Here is a 13423-nt window from a genome sequence, read left to right on the forward strand (position 1 = left end):
AGCACTCACTCAGGCAACGGGATACTCTCCGCCGGAAGCGAACATGACGAAGGGCCGGCCCCGGTCGGGGCCGGCCCTCCGCTGGTGTCAGCCGGTGGGTGCGTCCTGCGGCGGCGGCTCCGGCGAGCGCGGCGGCACCGCTGCCCCACCGGGTCGCTGACCCTGCTCCACCGACGGGTCGAACGGCAGCCCGCTCAGCGTGCCGGAGCTGGTCGCGTCCGCGGTGGCCGCCGCGGACTCGCGCCGAGCCTCGGCGAGCGCCTCGCCGGGGTCGGTCAGCGTCGTCGGCGGCAGGTCGTCCCCGAGCGGCGAGGTGCCCGCCGCGCGGCCGGAGTCCTGGACGCCGCCGTCGTCGTCCGAGACCGGACCGCCGAACCCCTTGGCGAACGCACCCAGAGCGCTCGTCAGCTCCGACGGCAGGAACCACATCTTGTTGGACGGGCTCGCCGCGATCTTCGGCAGCGTCTGCAGGTACTGGTAGGCCAGCAGCTTCGGGTCGGCGTCACCGCGGTGCACCGCGTCGAACACCTGCAGGATCGCCCGCGCCTCACCCTCGGCGGTCAGGATCGCCGCCTGCGCGCCACCCTCGGCCCGCAGGATCGCGGCCTGCTTCTCACCCTCGGCCGTGAGGATCTGCGACTGCTTGAAGCCCTCGGCGGTGAGGATCGCCGCACGACGGTCCCGCTCGGCGCGCATCTGCTGCTCCATCGAGCCCTTGATGCTGTCCGGCGGGTCGATCGACTTGAGCTCGACGCGGTTCACGCGCACGCCCCAGCGCCCGGTCGCCTCGTCGAGCACGCCACGCAGCTGACCGTTGATCTGGTCGCGGCTGGTCAGCGTCTGCTCGAGGTCCATCGACCCGACCACGTTGCGCAGGGTGGTCACCGTCAGCTGCTCGATGCCCTGGATGTAGTTGGCGATCTCGTAGACCGCCGACTTGGGCTCGGTCACCTGGAAGTAGATGACGGTGTCGATGCTCACCACGAGGTTGTCCGACGTGATCACCGGCTGCGGGGGGAACGACACGACCTGCTCGCGCAGGTCGACGCCGGCACGCACGCGGTCCACGAACGGGATGAGCAGGTGCAGGCCGGCGTCCAGGGTGCGGGAGTACCGTCCGAGCCGCTCGACGATGATCGAGACGGCCTGCGGGACGATCTTGACCGCCCGCACGAGCGCGATGATGACGAACAGCAGCACCAGGCCCAGCACGATGAAGAGGGCGATCTGCCCGCCGTTCGGGTCGTCCATGGATCCTCCAGGGGGTCACGCCCGGGCGAGGTGCCCGCGCGACGTACGAAGAAGTTCAGACGCGGTGCTCAGAGGCCCTGGACGGGCGCGATCACCGCGGTGGCACCGTCGATCCGGGTGACCAGGACCTCCGTGCCGGGCGGGATCGTCTGTGCGGCGTCCACCCGCGCGCTCCACACCTCGCCGGCGAGCTTGACGCGCCCGCCCTCACCGGTGACGGTCGAGACGACGACGGCCTCCCGACCGACGAGCGCGGCGGCGTTGGTCTCCACCAGCGGCATCCGGTCCCGCAGGTGCCGCAGGAGCCACGGCCGCAGCGTGAAGAGCAGCAGGACCGAGGTCAGCGCCGCGACGACGAACTGCACGGGCACCGAGGCACCGAAGAGATAGGCGATCGCACCGGCGATGGCTCCACCGGCGAACATCGCGAGCACGAGGTCGAGCGAGAGCATCTCCAGGATGCCCAGAGCGAGCGCCCCGCCGATCCACCACAGCCAGCCCATCGAGCCACTCCCTCGGTCGGGCAGGTTCCGACGGCGGACCCTGCGGTCCAACCGATACTAGACGATCTCTTTGCGAATCTGTGGCACAGCGCTCAGCCCTGGGCGGACACGGCCCGGGCGGACCACCGGCCGTCCGTGCGCTCCACGGTCAGCGGCAGGTCGAACGCCCCCGAGAGGGTCTGCGCGGTGAGCACCTCGTCGATCGGACCGGCGGCGAAGGCCCTGCCCTGGCGCAGCAGGAGGATGTGCGTGAAGCCCGGCGGGATCTCCTCCACGTGGTGCGTGACCAGCACGAGGACCGGTGACTTCGAGTCACCCGCCAGCTCCGCGAGCGCCGCGACGAGCTCCTCGCGACCGCCGAGGTCGAGGCCCGCGGCCGGCTCGTCGAGGAGCAGCAGCTCGGGGTCCGTCATGAGCGAACGGGCGATCTGCACGCGCTTGCGCTCCCCCTCACTGAGGGTGCCGAAGTACCGGTCGGCGAGGTGGTCGACGCCGAAGGCCGCGAGCAGGTCCGTCGCGCGCGACTCGTCGAGCGTCTCGTACGCCTCCCGCCAGCGGCCGGTCACCCCGTAGGCGGCCGTCAGCACGACGTCGCGCACCGTCTCCCCCGCCGGGATCCGGTCCGCCAGCGACGCGCTCGACAGCCCGATGCGGGGACGCAGCTCGAAGACGTCGACGCGCCCCAGTCGCGAGCCCAGCAGGTCGGCGGTCCCCGTCGTCGGATGCATCCGCCCGGAGGCCACCTGCAGCAGCGTCGTCTTGCCGGCGCCATTGCGCCCGAGCACCACCCACCGCTCGCCGTCACGGACCGTCCACGTCACCTCGTCCAGGATCGTCGTCGTTCCCCGGCGGATCGTCACGGCCTGCAGGTCGAGCACGTCGGTCATGGGCATGACCCTAACCGGCTCGTCGGAGCTCGGCGTGACGGTCGCCGGTGGGCTGGGTCACGTCCTACCGTGGTCCGGTGGACCTGACCCTGGAGCTGCCGCGATCGGTCCTGCTCGCGCTGTGGCTGGCGGACGACACCAGCGACCGTTCGGTGCTGGTCGCGGCCGTGCAGTCCGACGACGAGCCGCACTCCGTCCAGCGACAGCCCTCGGCCGACGAGCCCCTGCGCGACGACGTGTCCGACGAGCCCCTGGGCACCCTGCTCGACGCCTGCGACGGCTCGCCCCGGGACGTCGCCACCGTCCTGCCCGTGCCGGGCGACCCGGGCGCGACGCCCGCGTCGGTCAGCGCGGCCGCCACGGACGCCGGCGAGGCGGTGCTCGTCCGGACGCCCCAGGCGTGCCTCGTCGCGGTGCCCGTGGTGCGGCGGTTCGGCAGCGCGCTCGAGCCGGGGCACCTGGTCACGTGGGAGCTCTCGGACGTGCCCGACTGGCGGCACGCGGTGCACGCCCAGACGGGATCGCTCCAGGACGCCGAGCGCGAGCTGCGCCAGGGGCTGATCCAGGCGACGGAGGCACTCGTCCGGCTCGACGTGGCGCAGTGGCGGCCCGACGCCGCCGAGACCGTCGCGGCGCTGCGCGACCTCGAGCTGCCCGCGTGGCGCCTGCCGGACGGCCTGGACGGCCGCCGCGCGCGCGTCCTGGCCAGCGCCGCTCGGCTGCGCGCGATCGTCGCGCTGGCCACGCAGGACGACGGTGCGGCGGTCAACCTGTGGCAGGCCGACCAGCGGTCCACCGCGCTGCGCGAGGTCGACCGGATGGCCCGCCGCGCGATGGCCGCGGCAGCGTCCAGGCTGACGGCCTGAGGGTCAGGCCAGCGCCGCCCGGTACACCTCGATCGTGCGGTCGGCGATCGCCTCCCACGTGAAGTGGTCCTCGACCCGGCGGCGGGAGGCCACCCCCCACTGCGCGGTCCGGGCGGTGTCCGACACGACGTCGGTGAGCGCCTCGGCCAGGTCGTGCACGAACCGCTGCGGGTCCACCGGGGTGCCCGTGCCGTCCTGCAGCTGGTCGATCGGGACGAGCCGGCCGGTGACGCCGTCGTCGATGACCTCCGGGATCCCGCCGGTCGCCGTCCCGACCACGGGCAGGCCGACCGCCATCGCCTCGAGGTTGACGATGCCCAGCGGCTCGTACACCGACGGGCACGCGAAGACGGTCCCGTGCATGAGGACGGCGATGAGCTCGTCGCGCGGCAGCATCTGCTCGATCCAGACGACGCCGGACCGCTTGGTCCGCAGCTGCTCGACCAGCCCGGTGACCTCGGCCATGATCTGCGGCGTGTCCGGCGCCCCGGCGCAGAGCACCACCTGCACCTCCGGCGGCAGCAGCTCGGCCGCCCGCAGGAAGTACGGCAGGCCCTTCTGCCGGGTGATGCGACCGACGAACACGACGCTCGGCCGCGACGGGTCGATGCCGAGCCGGCGCACGGTGGCTCCCGCCGCGGCCACGGCCTCGTCGCTCGTCGGTCGCTGCCACTGGTCGAGGTCGATGCCGTTGTGCACCACCTTGACCAGCGCCGGGTCGACCTTCGGGTACGCCCGCAGGATGTCCTCGCGCATGCCGCCGCTGACCGCGATGACCGCCGCCGCACCCTCGTAGGCCGTCTTCTCGGCCCAGCTCGACAGCGCGTAGCCGCCACCCAGCTGCTCGGCCTTCCAGGGGCGCAGGGGCTCGAGGCTGTGGGCGCTGACCACGTGCGGCAGCCCGTGCAGCAGACCCGCCAGGTGGCCGCCGAGGTTCGCGTACCAGGTGTGCGAGTGGACGAGGTCGGAGGCGATGCCGTCGGCCCCGACCGACCCGACCGCGTCGGCCATCTCCAGGTCGATGCCGAACGTCTGCAGCGCGGCGTTCGCCCCGGCGAGCTCGGTGGGCACCGTGTACCCGAGAACACCCGGGGCGTCGCGCGGCCCGTCGAAGCAGTGCACCCGCACGTCGATGGTGCGCTCCAGCACGCGGGTCAGCCCCGCGACGTGGACGCCGGCGCCGCCGTAGACGTGCGGCGGGTACTCCCGGGTCAGCAGGTCGACGCGCACGTGATCCATCCCCTCGCGGCCGGCTCGGGCGACCGGTCTCCTCTCGACACGCTAGCGCGTGAGCGCCGTCACGCCTCGCTGGGACCGCCCCGTGGGCCTAGGGTCGTAGCCATGGCAGCGCCGCGCGTCCTCGCTATCGTCCTCGCAGGTGGGGAGGGCAAACGACTGATGCCCCTCACCGCTGACCGCGCCAAGCCGGCGGTGCCCTTCGGGGGGTTGTACCGGCTGATCGACTTCGCGCTGTCGAACGTCATCAACTCGCGGTACCTGCACGTCATCGTGCTGACCCAGTACAAGTCGCACAGCCTCGACCGGCACGTGGCCCAGACGTGGCGCATGTCGCCGCTCCTGGGCAACTACGTGGCCGCGGTCCCCGCACAGCAGCGGGTGGGCAAGCACTGGTACCTGGGCAGCGCCGACGCGATCTACCAGTGCCTCAACATCATCGAGGACGAGCGGCCGGACATCGTGGTCGTGGTCGGCGCCGACCACGTCTACCGCATGGACTTCTCCCAGATGGTGGACGCCCACATCGCCTCCGGCGCCGAGTTCACGGTCGCCGCGATCCGTCAGCCGATCGAGGAGGCCGACCAGTTCGGCGTCATCGAGGTCGACCCGACCGACCCCACCCGCATCAAGGCGTTCCTCGAGAAGCCGACGAACCCGGTGGGCCTGGCCGACTCCCCCGGCGAGATCCTCGCGTCGATGGGCAACTACGTGGCCGACGCGGACGCCCTCGTCGCCGCGGTCACGGCCGACGCCGAGAACGTGAGCTCGCGCCACGACATGGGCGGGGACATCGCCCCGTACTTCGTGGAGCGCGGCACCGCGGGCGTCTACGACTTCCTGCGCAACGACGTGCCCGGCTCCACCCCGCGCGACCGCGACTACTGGCGCGACGTCGGGACCATCGACGCGTTCTACGAGGCGAACATCGACCTCATCTCCATCGAGCCGGTGTTCAACCTCTACAACGACGAGTGGCCGCTCTACAGCGGGTACACGAGCTTGGCCCCCGCCAAGTTCGTGCACGCCGGCGCCGGCAGGCTCGGGCACGCCGTGGACTCGGTCGTCTCGCCGGGCGTCCTGGTGTCCGGCGCGACGGTGTCGGGCTCGGTCCTGTCGCCGGGCGTCCGTCTGCACTCGTGGGCCCAGGTGACCGACTCGGTGCTCATGGACGACGTGCACGTGAACCGCTACGCGCAGGTCCACCGCGCGATCATCGACAAGAACGTCGTCGTCCCCGAACGCGTCCGCATCGGGCTGGACCACGACCACGACCGCGCCCGCGGGTTCACCGTCACGGAGTCCGGCATCACGGTCGTGCCCAAGGGGACGCGAATCACGGAGTGAACGGCGGTGACGCACGCCCGGCGTGCGGCACTACCCTCGCGTCCCGTGAGCACCTACGAGCCCCACCTCGTCGTCATGGACGTCGACTCGACGTTCATCACCGGTGAGGTGGTCGAGCTGCTCGCGGCGCACGCCGGGTCCGAGGTGCTGGTCACCGAGATCACCGAGCGGGCGATGCGCGGCGAGATCGACTTCGCGGCCTCCCTGCACGAGCGCGTCGCCACGCTCGCCGGGCTCCCCGAGTCCGTGCTGGCGGACGTGCTCGCCCAGGTCGAGCCGTCGCCCGGTGCGGCCGAGCTCGTCGCGGAGCTGCAGTCGCGCGACTGGCCGGTCGGACTGGTCTCCGGCGGCTTCATCGAGATCGTCCGGCCGCTCGCGGCGTCGTTCGGGATCACGCTGACCCGCGCGAACGCGCTCGAGGTCGTCGACGGCCGCCTCACGGGCAGGGTCAGCGGCCCGGTGGTCGACCGTGCGGCCAAGGCCGTGGTGCTGCGCGAGTACGCCGAGTCCGTCGGGATCCCGATGGAGCGCACCATCGCCATCGGGGACGGCGCCAACGACATCGACATGGTCGTCGCCGCGGGCTTCGGCATCGCGTACAACGCCAAGCCGCTGCTGTGCCAGGCCGCGGACGCGGTCGTGCGCGACCGGCTGGACGCCGTCCTCGACCTGCCGGTCTTCTCGCGGTGACCGCGTTCGTGCCCGGCCTCGAGCTGGCACGGACGCTCTACGACGCCGTCCGCCCGGTCCTGGCCGAGCGCGGGCTCGCGCACACCGCCGCGCTCGTCGGCCCCGGCTCGGACGTGCTGGGTCTCGACGACGCCACGTCGACCGACCACGACTGGGGGCCGCGCCTCCAGCTGCTGCTGTCCGCAGCCGACCACGACGCGCAGGCCGCCGGTCTGCACGAGGAGCTCCGTCACCGCGTGCCCGCGCAGGTCGGCGGCTGGACCACGCGCGTCGCCCCGGCGGCGTCCGACGGCACCCGGGGGCTCGGCGACACCGCCGCCACCGGCCCGGTGGACCACCGCGTCGAGATCCTCACGCTCGACGCCCTCCTGCACCGGCTCCTCGGACCGGTGGACCCGCGCGAGCCGATGACGGCGGCCGACTGGCTCGTGATCCCGCAGCAGCGCCTGCTCTCGCTCACCGCCGGTGCCGTCTTCCATGACGACCTTGGCTTGGCGGCGGTCCGGGATCGGCTGCGGTGGTACCCGCACGACGTCTGGCTCTACCAGCAGGCCGCGGCCTGGTCGGCGATCGGCCAGGACGAGCACCTGGCCCCGCGCGCCGGGATGGCGGGCGACGACCTCGGGTCACGCCTCGTGACCGCGCGCGTGTGCCGCACCGCGGTGCAGCTCGCGTTCCTGCAGGAGCGCCAGTACGCGCCCTACGACAAGTGGCTGGGGACGGCGCTCGCCCGGCTCGGGTCGACCGCGCCGCTGAGGTCCGCGCTGGCGGCCACGCTCGCCGCCACGGACTGGCAGGACCGGCAGCGCCGGCTCGGCGACGTCCTCGTGGAGCTGGTCCGACGGCACAACGCGCTCGGCCTGACCGCACCGCTGCCCGAGCGGACCATCCCGTTCCACGGCCGCCCGTTCGAGGTGGTCGACGGCTCGGCGGTCGCCGGTCGGATCGCCCAGGCGGTCACCGACCCGGAGGTCCGCGACCTCGTCCGGCGACCGCTCGTCGGCGGGATCGACCTGCTCAGCGCCAGCACCGACCTCGCGGTCGACCTGGGCCGCACGACGGAGCTGCGCCGGCTCTACTGACTCAGCCCAGGACCGCGAGCCTGCGTAGGGCTGCCGACCCCGCGGCGAGCGTGTCCCAGCCGGAGACCTCCAGCAGCGACCAGCTCGCCGTGGGCACGCCGACCCGCACGCGCTCGAGCGTCGCCGGGTCCGAGTCCGGTCCGGCGAGCAGCGCGGCGGCCTGCGACATCGTCGGCTCGTGACCGACGACCAGCACGGTCCGCACGTCCCCGGGAACCGCCCGCACCAGCTCGACCACGGTGCTCGAGCCGGCGTCGTACAGGTCGTCGAGGTACCGGACCTCGGGCTCGGCACCGAGCGACGCCCGGACGAGGTCCCAGGTCTGCCGGGTCCGCACGCTCGACGAGCAGAGCACGAGGTCGGGGACGAGGTCGTCACCCGCCAGGGCGGCGCCCACCCGGCCGGACTGCTTGCGGCCGACGAGCGACAGCGGGCGCTGGATGTCGGGGATCACGTCCGGGTGCTCGGCCTTGGCATGGCGCAGGAGCAGGAGTCGCCGGGGACCGGTCGCGGACGTCACCGGCTCAGCGTCCCACTCGCCGCGCGGTTCGCCCAGGGTCACAGACCCATCGCGTGGTAGCCGCCGTCGACGTGGACGATCTCGCCGGTGGTCGCCGGGAACCAGTCCGACAGCAGCGCGGCGACCGCACGAGCGGTCGGCTCCGGGTCGAACGCGTCCCAGCCGAGCGGCGCACGCTCGGGCCAGCCGCCCTCCATGGCCTCGAAGCCGGGGATCGACTTCGCCGCCGTCGTGCGGATGGGGCCGGCGGACACGAGGTTCACGCGGATGCCGTGCGGCCCCAGGTCGCGGGCGAGGTAGCGCGAGGTCGACTCGAACGCCGCCTTGGCGACGCCCATCCAGTCGTAGACCGGCCACGCGTACCGCGCGTCGAACGTGAGCCCGACGATCGCGCCGCCGGAGCTGAGCAGCGGCTGCGTGGCGACCGCGAGCGACTTCAGCGAGTACGCGCTGACCTGCAGCGCCGTCGCGACGTCGTCCCACTCGCCCGCGAGGAAGTTGCCGCCCATGACCGACTGCGGCGCGAACCCGATGGAGTGCACGACGCCGTCGAGCGAGTCGAAGCCCGCCTCGCGCACCCGGTCCGCGAGCGCCGCGAGGTCGTCGCCGTCGGTGACGTCGAGCTGCAGCACGGTCGCCTCCTTCGGGAGGCGGCGCGAGATCGCCTGCGTCAGCCGGAACTGGCGGCCGAACGAGGTGAGGAGCACCTCGGCGCCCTCCTGCTGCGCGAGGCGCGCCACGTGGAAGGCGATCGAGCCGTCCGTGAGGACGCCGGTGACCAGGAGCTTCTTGCCGTCGAGCAGACCCATGTGCGTTCCGTTTCGTTCGTCGTGCAGGGAGAAGAGCGTGTCAGTGACCCATGCCGAGGCCGCCGTCGACGGGGATGACCGCGCCGGAGATGTAGCCGGCCGCGTCGGACGCGACGAACTCGACGACGCCGGCCACCTCGTCGGGCAGCGCGAACCGGCCGAGCGGGATGGACTCGCGGTACGCCTTCTGCTTGTCCTCCGGCAGGGCGCGGGTCATGTCGGTGTCGATGAACCCGGGGGCCACGACGTTCGCGGTGATCGCACGACCGCCGAGCTCACGGGTGATCGAGCGCGCCATGCCGACCAGGGCCGACTTCGACGCCGCGTAGTTGACCTGGCCGGCCGACCCGTACAGGCCGACGACCGAGGAGATGAAGATGATGCGTCCGCGGCGCAGGCGGATCATGCCCTTGCTCGCGCGGCGCGCGCAGCGGAAGGCGCCGGTGAGGTTGACGTCGAGGACCTCGGAGAACTCCTCGTCGGTCATCCGCATCAGCAGCTGGTCGCGCGTGACGCCGGCGTTGGCGACGAGCACCTCGACCGGGCCGTGCTCGGCCTCGATCTGGGCGAACGCCGCGTCGACGCTGGCGGTGTCGCGCACGTCGCCGACCACGCCGAGCACGCCCGCCGGGAGCTCGCCGGAGCGGTAGATCGTCGCGACCTTGTCACCGTTGGCCACGAACCGCTCGGCGATGGCGCGTCCGATGCCACGGTTGGCGCCCGTCACGAGCACGCTGCGTGCTGTCGGCTGCTGGGCTGTGTTGTCGGAAGTCTCAGGCACGGGACACGACGCTATCCGACGTCCCCGGTGCGCAGCGGCAGGGTCCGCGCCCATGTTCGCCGCGCCGCGTTGTGGGACCTGGACAACACAGGTCCTCAGCGCCACCACAGCCGAGCCGGACTAGAATCACGTGGTGAGCAGCATCCGTCGGCGTCCGGACCTCCCCTCGGAGGAGGTCCACAGCATCACCAGCGCACCCGAGCCGCTGGCCGACGACATGGCCAGGCGGCAGAAGCGGTACCTGGTGCAGATGGGCGTCCGCATCCTCTGCTTCGCCGCCGCCGTGCTGTCCTGGGGCAGCATCCCGATGTGGGCCTCGCTGCTGCTCATCGTCGCGGCGGTGGTGCTCCCGTACTCGGCGGTGCTGTTCGCCAACGCGGGCCGCGAGCGCCGCGACTCCGACGGGACGTTCATGACCCCGCGCGAGATCGGCCCGGGCAGCGGCAGCGCCGGCGGGATCGGCCCGTCCGACGGCTCGGACGACCGCCGGTGAGCCTGTTCGGCCCCGTCCCGGACGCCGTCGACGAGCTGGTGTGCAGCAGCCGCGGCTGCCGGGCGGAGGCGACGACCGGGCTGCTCTGGAACAACCCGAAGCTGCACACCCCGGACCGGCGCAAGGTCTGGCTGGCCTGCGACGAGCACCGTGAGAACCTGAGCCAGTTCCTCGACGTGCGGGGGTTCCTCCGCAGCGTCGTCCCTGCGGCGGATCTCGAGTCCGCGCCCCGGTCATGAGGCCGGCGGTCCGCCGCGCCACGCTCCTGGTGCTGGTCGGGGTCGTGCTGGCAATCATCTGCACGTTCCTCGGCTTCTGGCAGTGGGACCGGCACGTGTGGCGCGACGGGGCGATCGCCGTGGTGGAGACCAACTGGTCGGCGGACCCGGTGCCGCTGGACTCCGTCCTGCCGTCGTCGGGCACCGCGCTCACGGACGACGACGTGTGGCAGCGCGTGACCGTCGTCGGGCACTACGCCACGGACGGCACCGTCCTGCTGCGCAACCGGCCCGTCGACGGGACCCCGGCGTACCACGTGCTGGTCCCGTTCGTCGTCGAGGACGCGTCGGCGGGGACCGCCACCGACCCCACGCAGGCCGGCTCCGTGCTGGTCGTCGACCGGGGGTGGGTCCCACCGGGGTCGGACGGGAGCGTCGACGTCGTCCCGCCGGCCGCCCCGGAGGGCACGATCACTCTCACCGCGCGCCTGCGTCTCGACGAGCCGGCGTCGGACCGCGACGCGCCCGCGGGGCAGGTGCAGGCGATCTCCGCCGAGCAGGTCCTGGCCGCGGGCGGCGTCGAGGGCGAGACGTACGACGCCTATGTCGCGATGACGGCGGAGGACCCGGCGGTCGACCCGGTCCCCGGCACCCTGGCCGCGCCCAGCACGGACCCCGGGTCGCACCTGTCGTACGCGTTCCAGTGGTGGACGTTCGCGCTCGGTGGCTTCGTGGCGTTCTGCCTGGGCGCCCGCCGCGAGCTGCAGGACGAGCGGGCCGCCCTCGACGGGGACCTGCCGGAGGCGGTGCCGACGCCGGCACCCTCGACGGTGGACGGCGTCGAGCTGTGGCCCACGCGGGACACGCCGCGGCCCCGGCGTGCATCATCGCCGGACGTGCCGAGGCGGCGCGGCGGCCGCGACGAGGACGCGGAGGACGCGCTCATCGACGCCCAGCTGGGCGAGACGGGCGCGGACAGCCGCTAGGCCAACGCGATGAGGTCCAGGTACGCCGGGCTCCACAGGTCCTCGTCGCCGTCGGGCAGCAGCAGCACCCGCTCGGGGTCGAGCGCCGCGACGGCACCCTCGTCGTGCGAGACGAGGACCACGGCACCGGCGTAGCCGCGCAGGGCCGCGAGGATCTCCTCGCGCGACGCCGGGTCGAGGTTGTTCGTGGGCTCGTCGAGGAGCAGCACGTTGGCGCTGGACACCACCAGCGACGCGAGCGCCAGCCGCGTCTTCTCCCCGCCGGACAGCACGCGGGCGGGCTTGTCGGCGTCGTCGCCCGAGAACAGGAACGACCCGAGGACGGACCGCACCTGCGTCTCGGTGAGGTCCGGGGCGGACGACTTCAGGTTCTCGACGACCGTCCGGTCCATGTCGAGCGTCTCGTGCTCCTGCGCGTAGTACCCGAGCTTCAGACCGTGCCCCGGGCGGACCTCGCCCGTGTCCGACTTCTCGACGCCGCCGAGGATGCGCAGCAGGGTGGTCTTGCCGGCACCGTTGAGGCCGAGCACCACGACCTTGCTCCCCCGGTCGATCGCCAGGTCGACGTCCGTGAAGACCTCCTGCGACCCGTAGGTCTTGGACAGCCCGGCGGCGGTCAGCGGGGTCTTGCCGCAGGCCGCCGGCTCCGGGAACCGCAGGCGCGCCACCTTGTCCGAGGCGCGCACCTCCTCGAGACCGGACAGCAGCCGCTCGGCGCGGCGGGCCATGTTCTGCGCGGCGACCGTCTTGGTGGCCTTGGCGCGCATCTTGTCGGCCTGCGCCATCAGGGCGGAGGCCTTCTTCTCGGCGTTCGCCCGCTCGCGGCGCCGGCGCTTCTCGTCGGTCTCGCGCTGCTGCAGGTAGGCGTCCCAGCCGAGCGCGTACTGGTCGAGCTGCGAGCGGTTGGCGTCCAGGTGGAACACCTTGTTCACCACGGCGCGCAGCAGGTCGGCGTCGTGCGAGATCACGATGAGCCCGCCCGAGTACGTCTTGAGGTAGTCGCGCAGCCACATGATCGAGTCGGCGTCGAGGTGGTTCGTCGGCTCGTCGAGGAGCAGCGTCTCGACACCGGAGAACAGGATGCGGGCGAGCTCGACCCGGCGGCGCTGGCCACCGGAGAGGGTCCCGATGGTCTGACCGAGCACGCGCTCGTCGAGGCCGAGGTTCGACGCGATCCGGTGCGCCTCGCTCTCCGCGGCGTACCCGCCGGCCGCGTTGAAGCGGGAGTCCAGCCGGGAGTAGCGGTCCATCGCCTTCTCGCGGACGGCGTCGTCCTCGCTGGCCATCGCCGTCTCGGTCGCGCGCATGGCACGCACCACCTCGTCGAGGCCGCGCGCCGACAGCACCCGGTCCATGGCGAGCTGCTCCAGGTCACCCGTGCGGGGGTCCTGCGGCAGGTAGCCGACGTCGCCCGAGCGGACGATCTGGCCGCCCGTGGGCTGCGTCTCCCCCGCGAGGGTCTTGGTGAGCGTGGTCTTGCCGGCGCCGTTGCGACCGACCAGACCGATCCGGTCGCCGGCCGCGATGCGGAACGACGACTCCTCGAGCAGCACGCGTGCGCCGATGCGCAGCTCGACAGCCTGGGCAGTGATCACTTGACGGTTTCCTCCGAGTTCGCCTCGCTGGCGTTGGCCGCGGGCACAAACGCCAGCAAGTCTACTTCCGGCTAGCGTGGCGTCCGGTCGCAGGGTCCGACGATGCACCCACCGTCCAGCGGGATCCCCCGCAGCCGCCACGACGATCAAGGGGTAGCC

The 13423-nt window shown here is 72.8% G+C and carries 15 protein-coding genes; 7 read left to right on the forward strand and 8 right to left on the reverse strand.

Annotated features, from left to right (window positions below):
- Nucleotides 1–87: 87 nt before the first annotated feature.
- The 3 genes from CXY01_RS08620 to CXY01_RS08630 all read right to left on the reverse strand — a co-directional run bounded on the left by CXY01_RS08620 (nucleotide 88) and on the right by CXY01_RS08630 (nucleotide 2641).
- Entirely contained in the window at nucleotides 88–1251 is a 1164-nt protein-coding gene (locus CXY01_RS08620; RefSeq protein ID WP_146927010.1) for an SPFH domain-containing protein, read from the reverse strand.
- 68 nt (nucleotides 1252–1319) lie between these two features.
- Entirely contained in the window at nucleotides 1320–1754 is a 435-nt protein-coding gene (locus CXY01_RS08625) for an NfeD family protein (RefSeq protein ID WP_146927011.1), read from the reverse strand.
- Nucleotides 1755–1846: 92 nt separating this feature from the next.
- Nucleotides 1847–2641 carry an ABC transporter ATP-binding protein gene (locus tag CXY01_RS08630; protein ID WP_146927012.1) on the reverse strand — a complete coding sequence of 265 codons (795 nt, stop codon included), beginning with the start codon at nucleotides 2639–2641 and terminating at the stop codon, nucleotides 1847–1849.
- 77 nt (nucleotides 2642–2718) lie between these two features.
- Between CXY01_RS08630 and CXY01_RS08635 the strand changes: the two genes are divergently transcribed.
- A complete protein-coding gene (locus CXY01_RS08635; RefSeq protein ID WP_146927013.1) occupies nucleotides 2719–3507 on the forward strand; it encodes an Rv1486c family protein in 789 nt (262 codons plus the stop codon).
- A 3-nt stretch (nucleotides 3508–3510) separates the two neighbouring features.
- Here the strand turns inward: CXY01_RS08635 and glgA are convergent, their stop codons facing one another.
- The gene (glgA, locus tag CXY01_RS08640) at nucleotides 3511–4737 is read right to left on the reverse strand and encodes a glycogen synthase (RefSeq protein WP_146927014.1); all 1227 of its coding nucleotides are present in this window, start codon (nucleotides 4735–4737) and stop codon (nucleotides 3511–3513) included.
- 111 nt (nucleotides 4738–4848) lie between these two features.
- Between glgA and glgC the strand changes: the two genes are divergently transcribed.
- Genes glgC through CXY01_RS08655 form a run of 3 tightly spaced genes read left to right on the forward strand, consistent with a single transcriptional unit; the run spans nucleotide 4849 to nucleotide 7862 of the window.
- The gene (gene glgC / locus CXY01_RS08645) at nucleotides 4849–6090 is read left to right on the forward strand and encodes a glucose-1-phosphate adenylyltransferase (RefSeq protein ID WP_146927015.1); all 1242 of its coding nucleotides are present in this window, start codon (nucleotides 4849–4851) and stop codon (nucleotides 6088–6090) included.
- Nucleotides 6091–6135: 45 nt separating this feature from the next.
- Nucleotides 6136–6780, forward strand: coding sequence for a phosphoserine phosphatase SerB (serB, locus tag CXY01_RS08650; protein ID WP_281285301.1), 645 nt, complete (start codon nucleotides 6136–6138; stop codon nucleotides 6778–6780).
- Nucleotides 6777–7862, forward strand: coding sequence for a DUF4037 domain-containing protein (locus CXY01_RS08655; RefSeq protein WP_146927016.1), 1086 nt, complete (start codon nucleotides 6777–6779; stop codon nucleotides 7860–7862). Before serB ends, CXY01_RS08655 begins: the two co-directional genes overlap by 4 nt.
- A 1-nt stretch (nucleotide 7863) precedes the next feature.
- Here CXY01_RS08655 and CXY01_RS08660 read toward each other — a convergent pair whose 3' ends face one another.
- Genes CXY01_RS08660 through CXY01_RS08670 form a run of 3 tightly spaced genes read right to left on the reverse strand, consistent with a single transcriptional unit; the run spans nucleotide 7864 to nucleotide 9972 of the window.
- Nucleotides 7864–8382, reverse strand: coding sequence for a SixA phosphatase family protein (locus tag CXY01_RS08660; RefSeq protein ID WP_146927017.1), 519 nt, complete (start codon nucleotides 8380–8382; stop codon nucleotides 7864–7866).
- Between the two features lie 38 nt (nucleotides 8383–8420).
- Nucleotides 8421–9191 carry an enoyl-ACP reductase FabI gene (gene fabI, locus CXY01_RS08665; protein WP_055915397.1) on the reverse strand — a complete coding sequence of 257 codons (771 nt, stop codon included), beginning with the start codon at nucleotides 9189–9191 and terminating at the stop codon, nucleotides 8421–8423.
- Nucleotides 9192–9231: 40 nt separating this feature from the next.
- Nucleotides 9232–9972: a beta-ketoacyl-ACP reductase gene (locus CXY01_RS08670; RefSeq protein ID WP_246125171.1), complete on the reverse strand. Its 741-nt coding sequence runs from the start codon at nucleotides 9970–9972 to the stop codon at nucleotides 9232–9234.
- A 133-nt stretch (nucleotides 9973–10105) separates the two neighbouring features.
- Here CXY01_RS08670 and CXY01_RS08675 point away from each other — a divergent pair, with 133 nt between their 5' ends.
- Genes CXY01_RS08675 through CXY01_RS08685 form a run of 3 tightly spaced genes read left to right on the forward strand, consistent with a single transcriptional unit; the run spans nucleotide 10106 to nucleotide 11669 of the window.
- Nucleotides 10106–10465: a DUF3099 domain-containing protein gene (locus CXY01_RS08675; RefSeq protein WP_246125172.1), complete on the forward strand. Its 360-nt coding sequence runs from the start codon at nucleotides 10106–10108 to the stop codon at nucleotides 10463–10465.
- A complete protein-coding gene (locus CXY01_RS08680; protein ID WP_146927019.1) occupies nucleotides 10462–10704 on the forward strand; it encodes a hypothetical protein in 243 nt (80 codons plus the stop codon). Before CXY01_RS08675 ends, CXY01_RS08680 begins: the two co-directional genes overlap by 4 nt.
- Complete coding sequence (locus CXY01_RS08685) at nucleotides 10701–11669, forward strand: SURF1 family cytochrome oxidase biogenesis protein (protein ID WP_146927020.1); 969 nt, start codon at nucleotides 10701–10703, stop codon at nucleotides 11667–11669. Before CXY01_RS08680 ends, CXY01_RS08685 begins: the two co-directional genes overlap by 4 nt.
- Here the strand turns inward: CXY01_RS08685 and abc-f are convergent.
- Nucleotides 11666–13264 (reverse strand): ribosomal protection-like ABC-F family protein, encoded by a 1599-nt coding sequence (abc-f, locus tag CXY01_RS08690; RefSeq protein ID WP_146927021.1) that lies wholly within the window; start codon nucleotides 13262–13264, stop codon nucleotides 11666–11668. The two genes, CXY01_RS08685 and abc-f, sit on opposite strands and share 4 nt — an antisense overlap.
- Between the last annotated feature and the right edge of the window lie 159 nt (nucleotides 13265–13423).

It is taken from the genome of Cellulomonas xylanilytica (genome assembly GCF_007989805.1).
Taxonomy (GTDB): Bacteria; Actinomycetota; Actinomycetes; order Actinomycetales; family Cellulomonadaceae; genus Cellulomonas; species Cellulomonas xylanilytica.

Coding starts and splice junctions, on each gene's coding strand:
- CXY01_RS08630 (WP_146927012.1), bottom strand. CDS start 2,641: ATGACCGACGTGCTCGACCTGCAGGCCGTGACGATCCGCCGGGGAACG.
- fabI (WP_055915397.1), bottom strand. CDS start 9,191: ATGGGTCTGCTCGACGGCAAGAAGCTCCTGGTCACCGGCGTCCTCACG.
- CXY01_RS08620 (WP_146927010.1), bottom strand. CDS start 1,251: ATGGACGACCCGAACGGCGGGCAGATCGCCCTCTTCATCGTGCTGGGC.
- glgC (WP_146927015.1), top strand. CDS start 4,849: ATGGCAGCGCCGCGCGTCCTCGCTATCGTCCTCGCAGGTGGGGAGGGC.
- CXY01_RS08685 (WP_146927020.1), top strand. CDS start 10,701: ATGAGGCCGGCGGTCCGCCGCGCCACGCTCCTGGTGCTGGTCGGGGTC.
- CXY01_RS08625 (WP_146927011.1), bottom strand. CDS start 1,754: ATGGGCTGGCTGTGGTGGATCGGCGGGGCGCTCGCTCTGGGCATCCTG.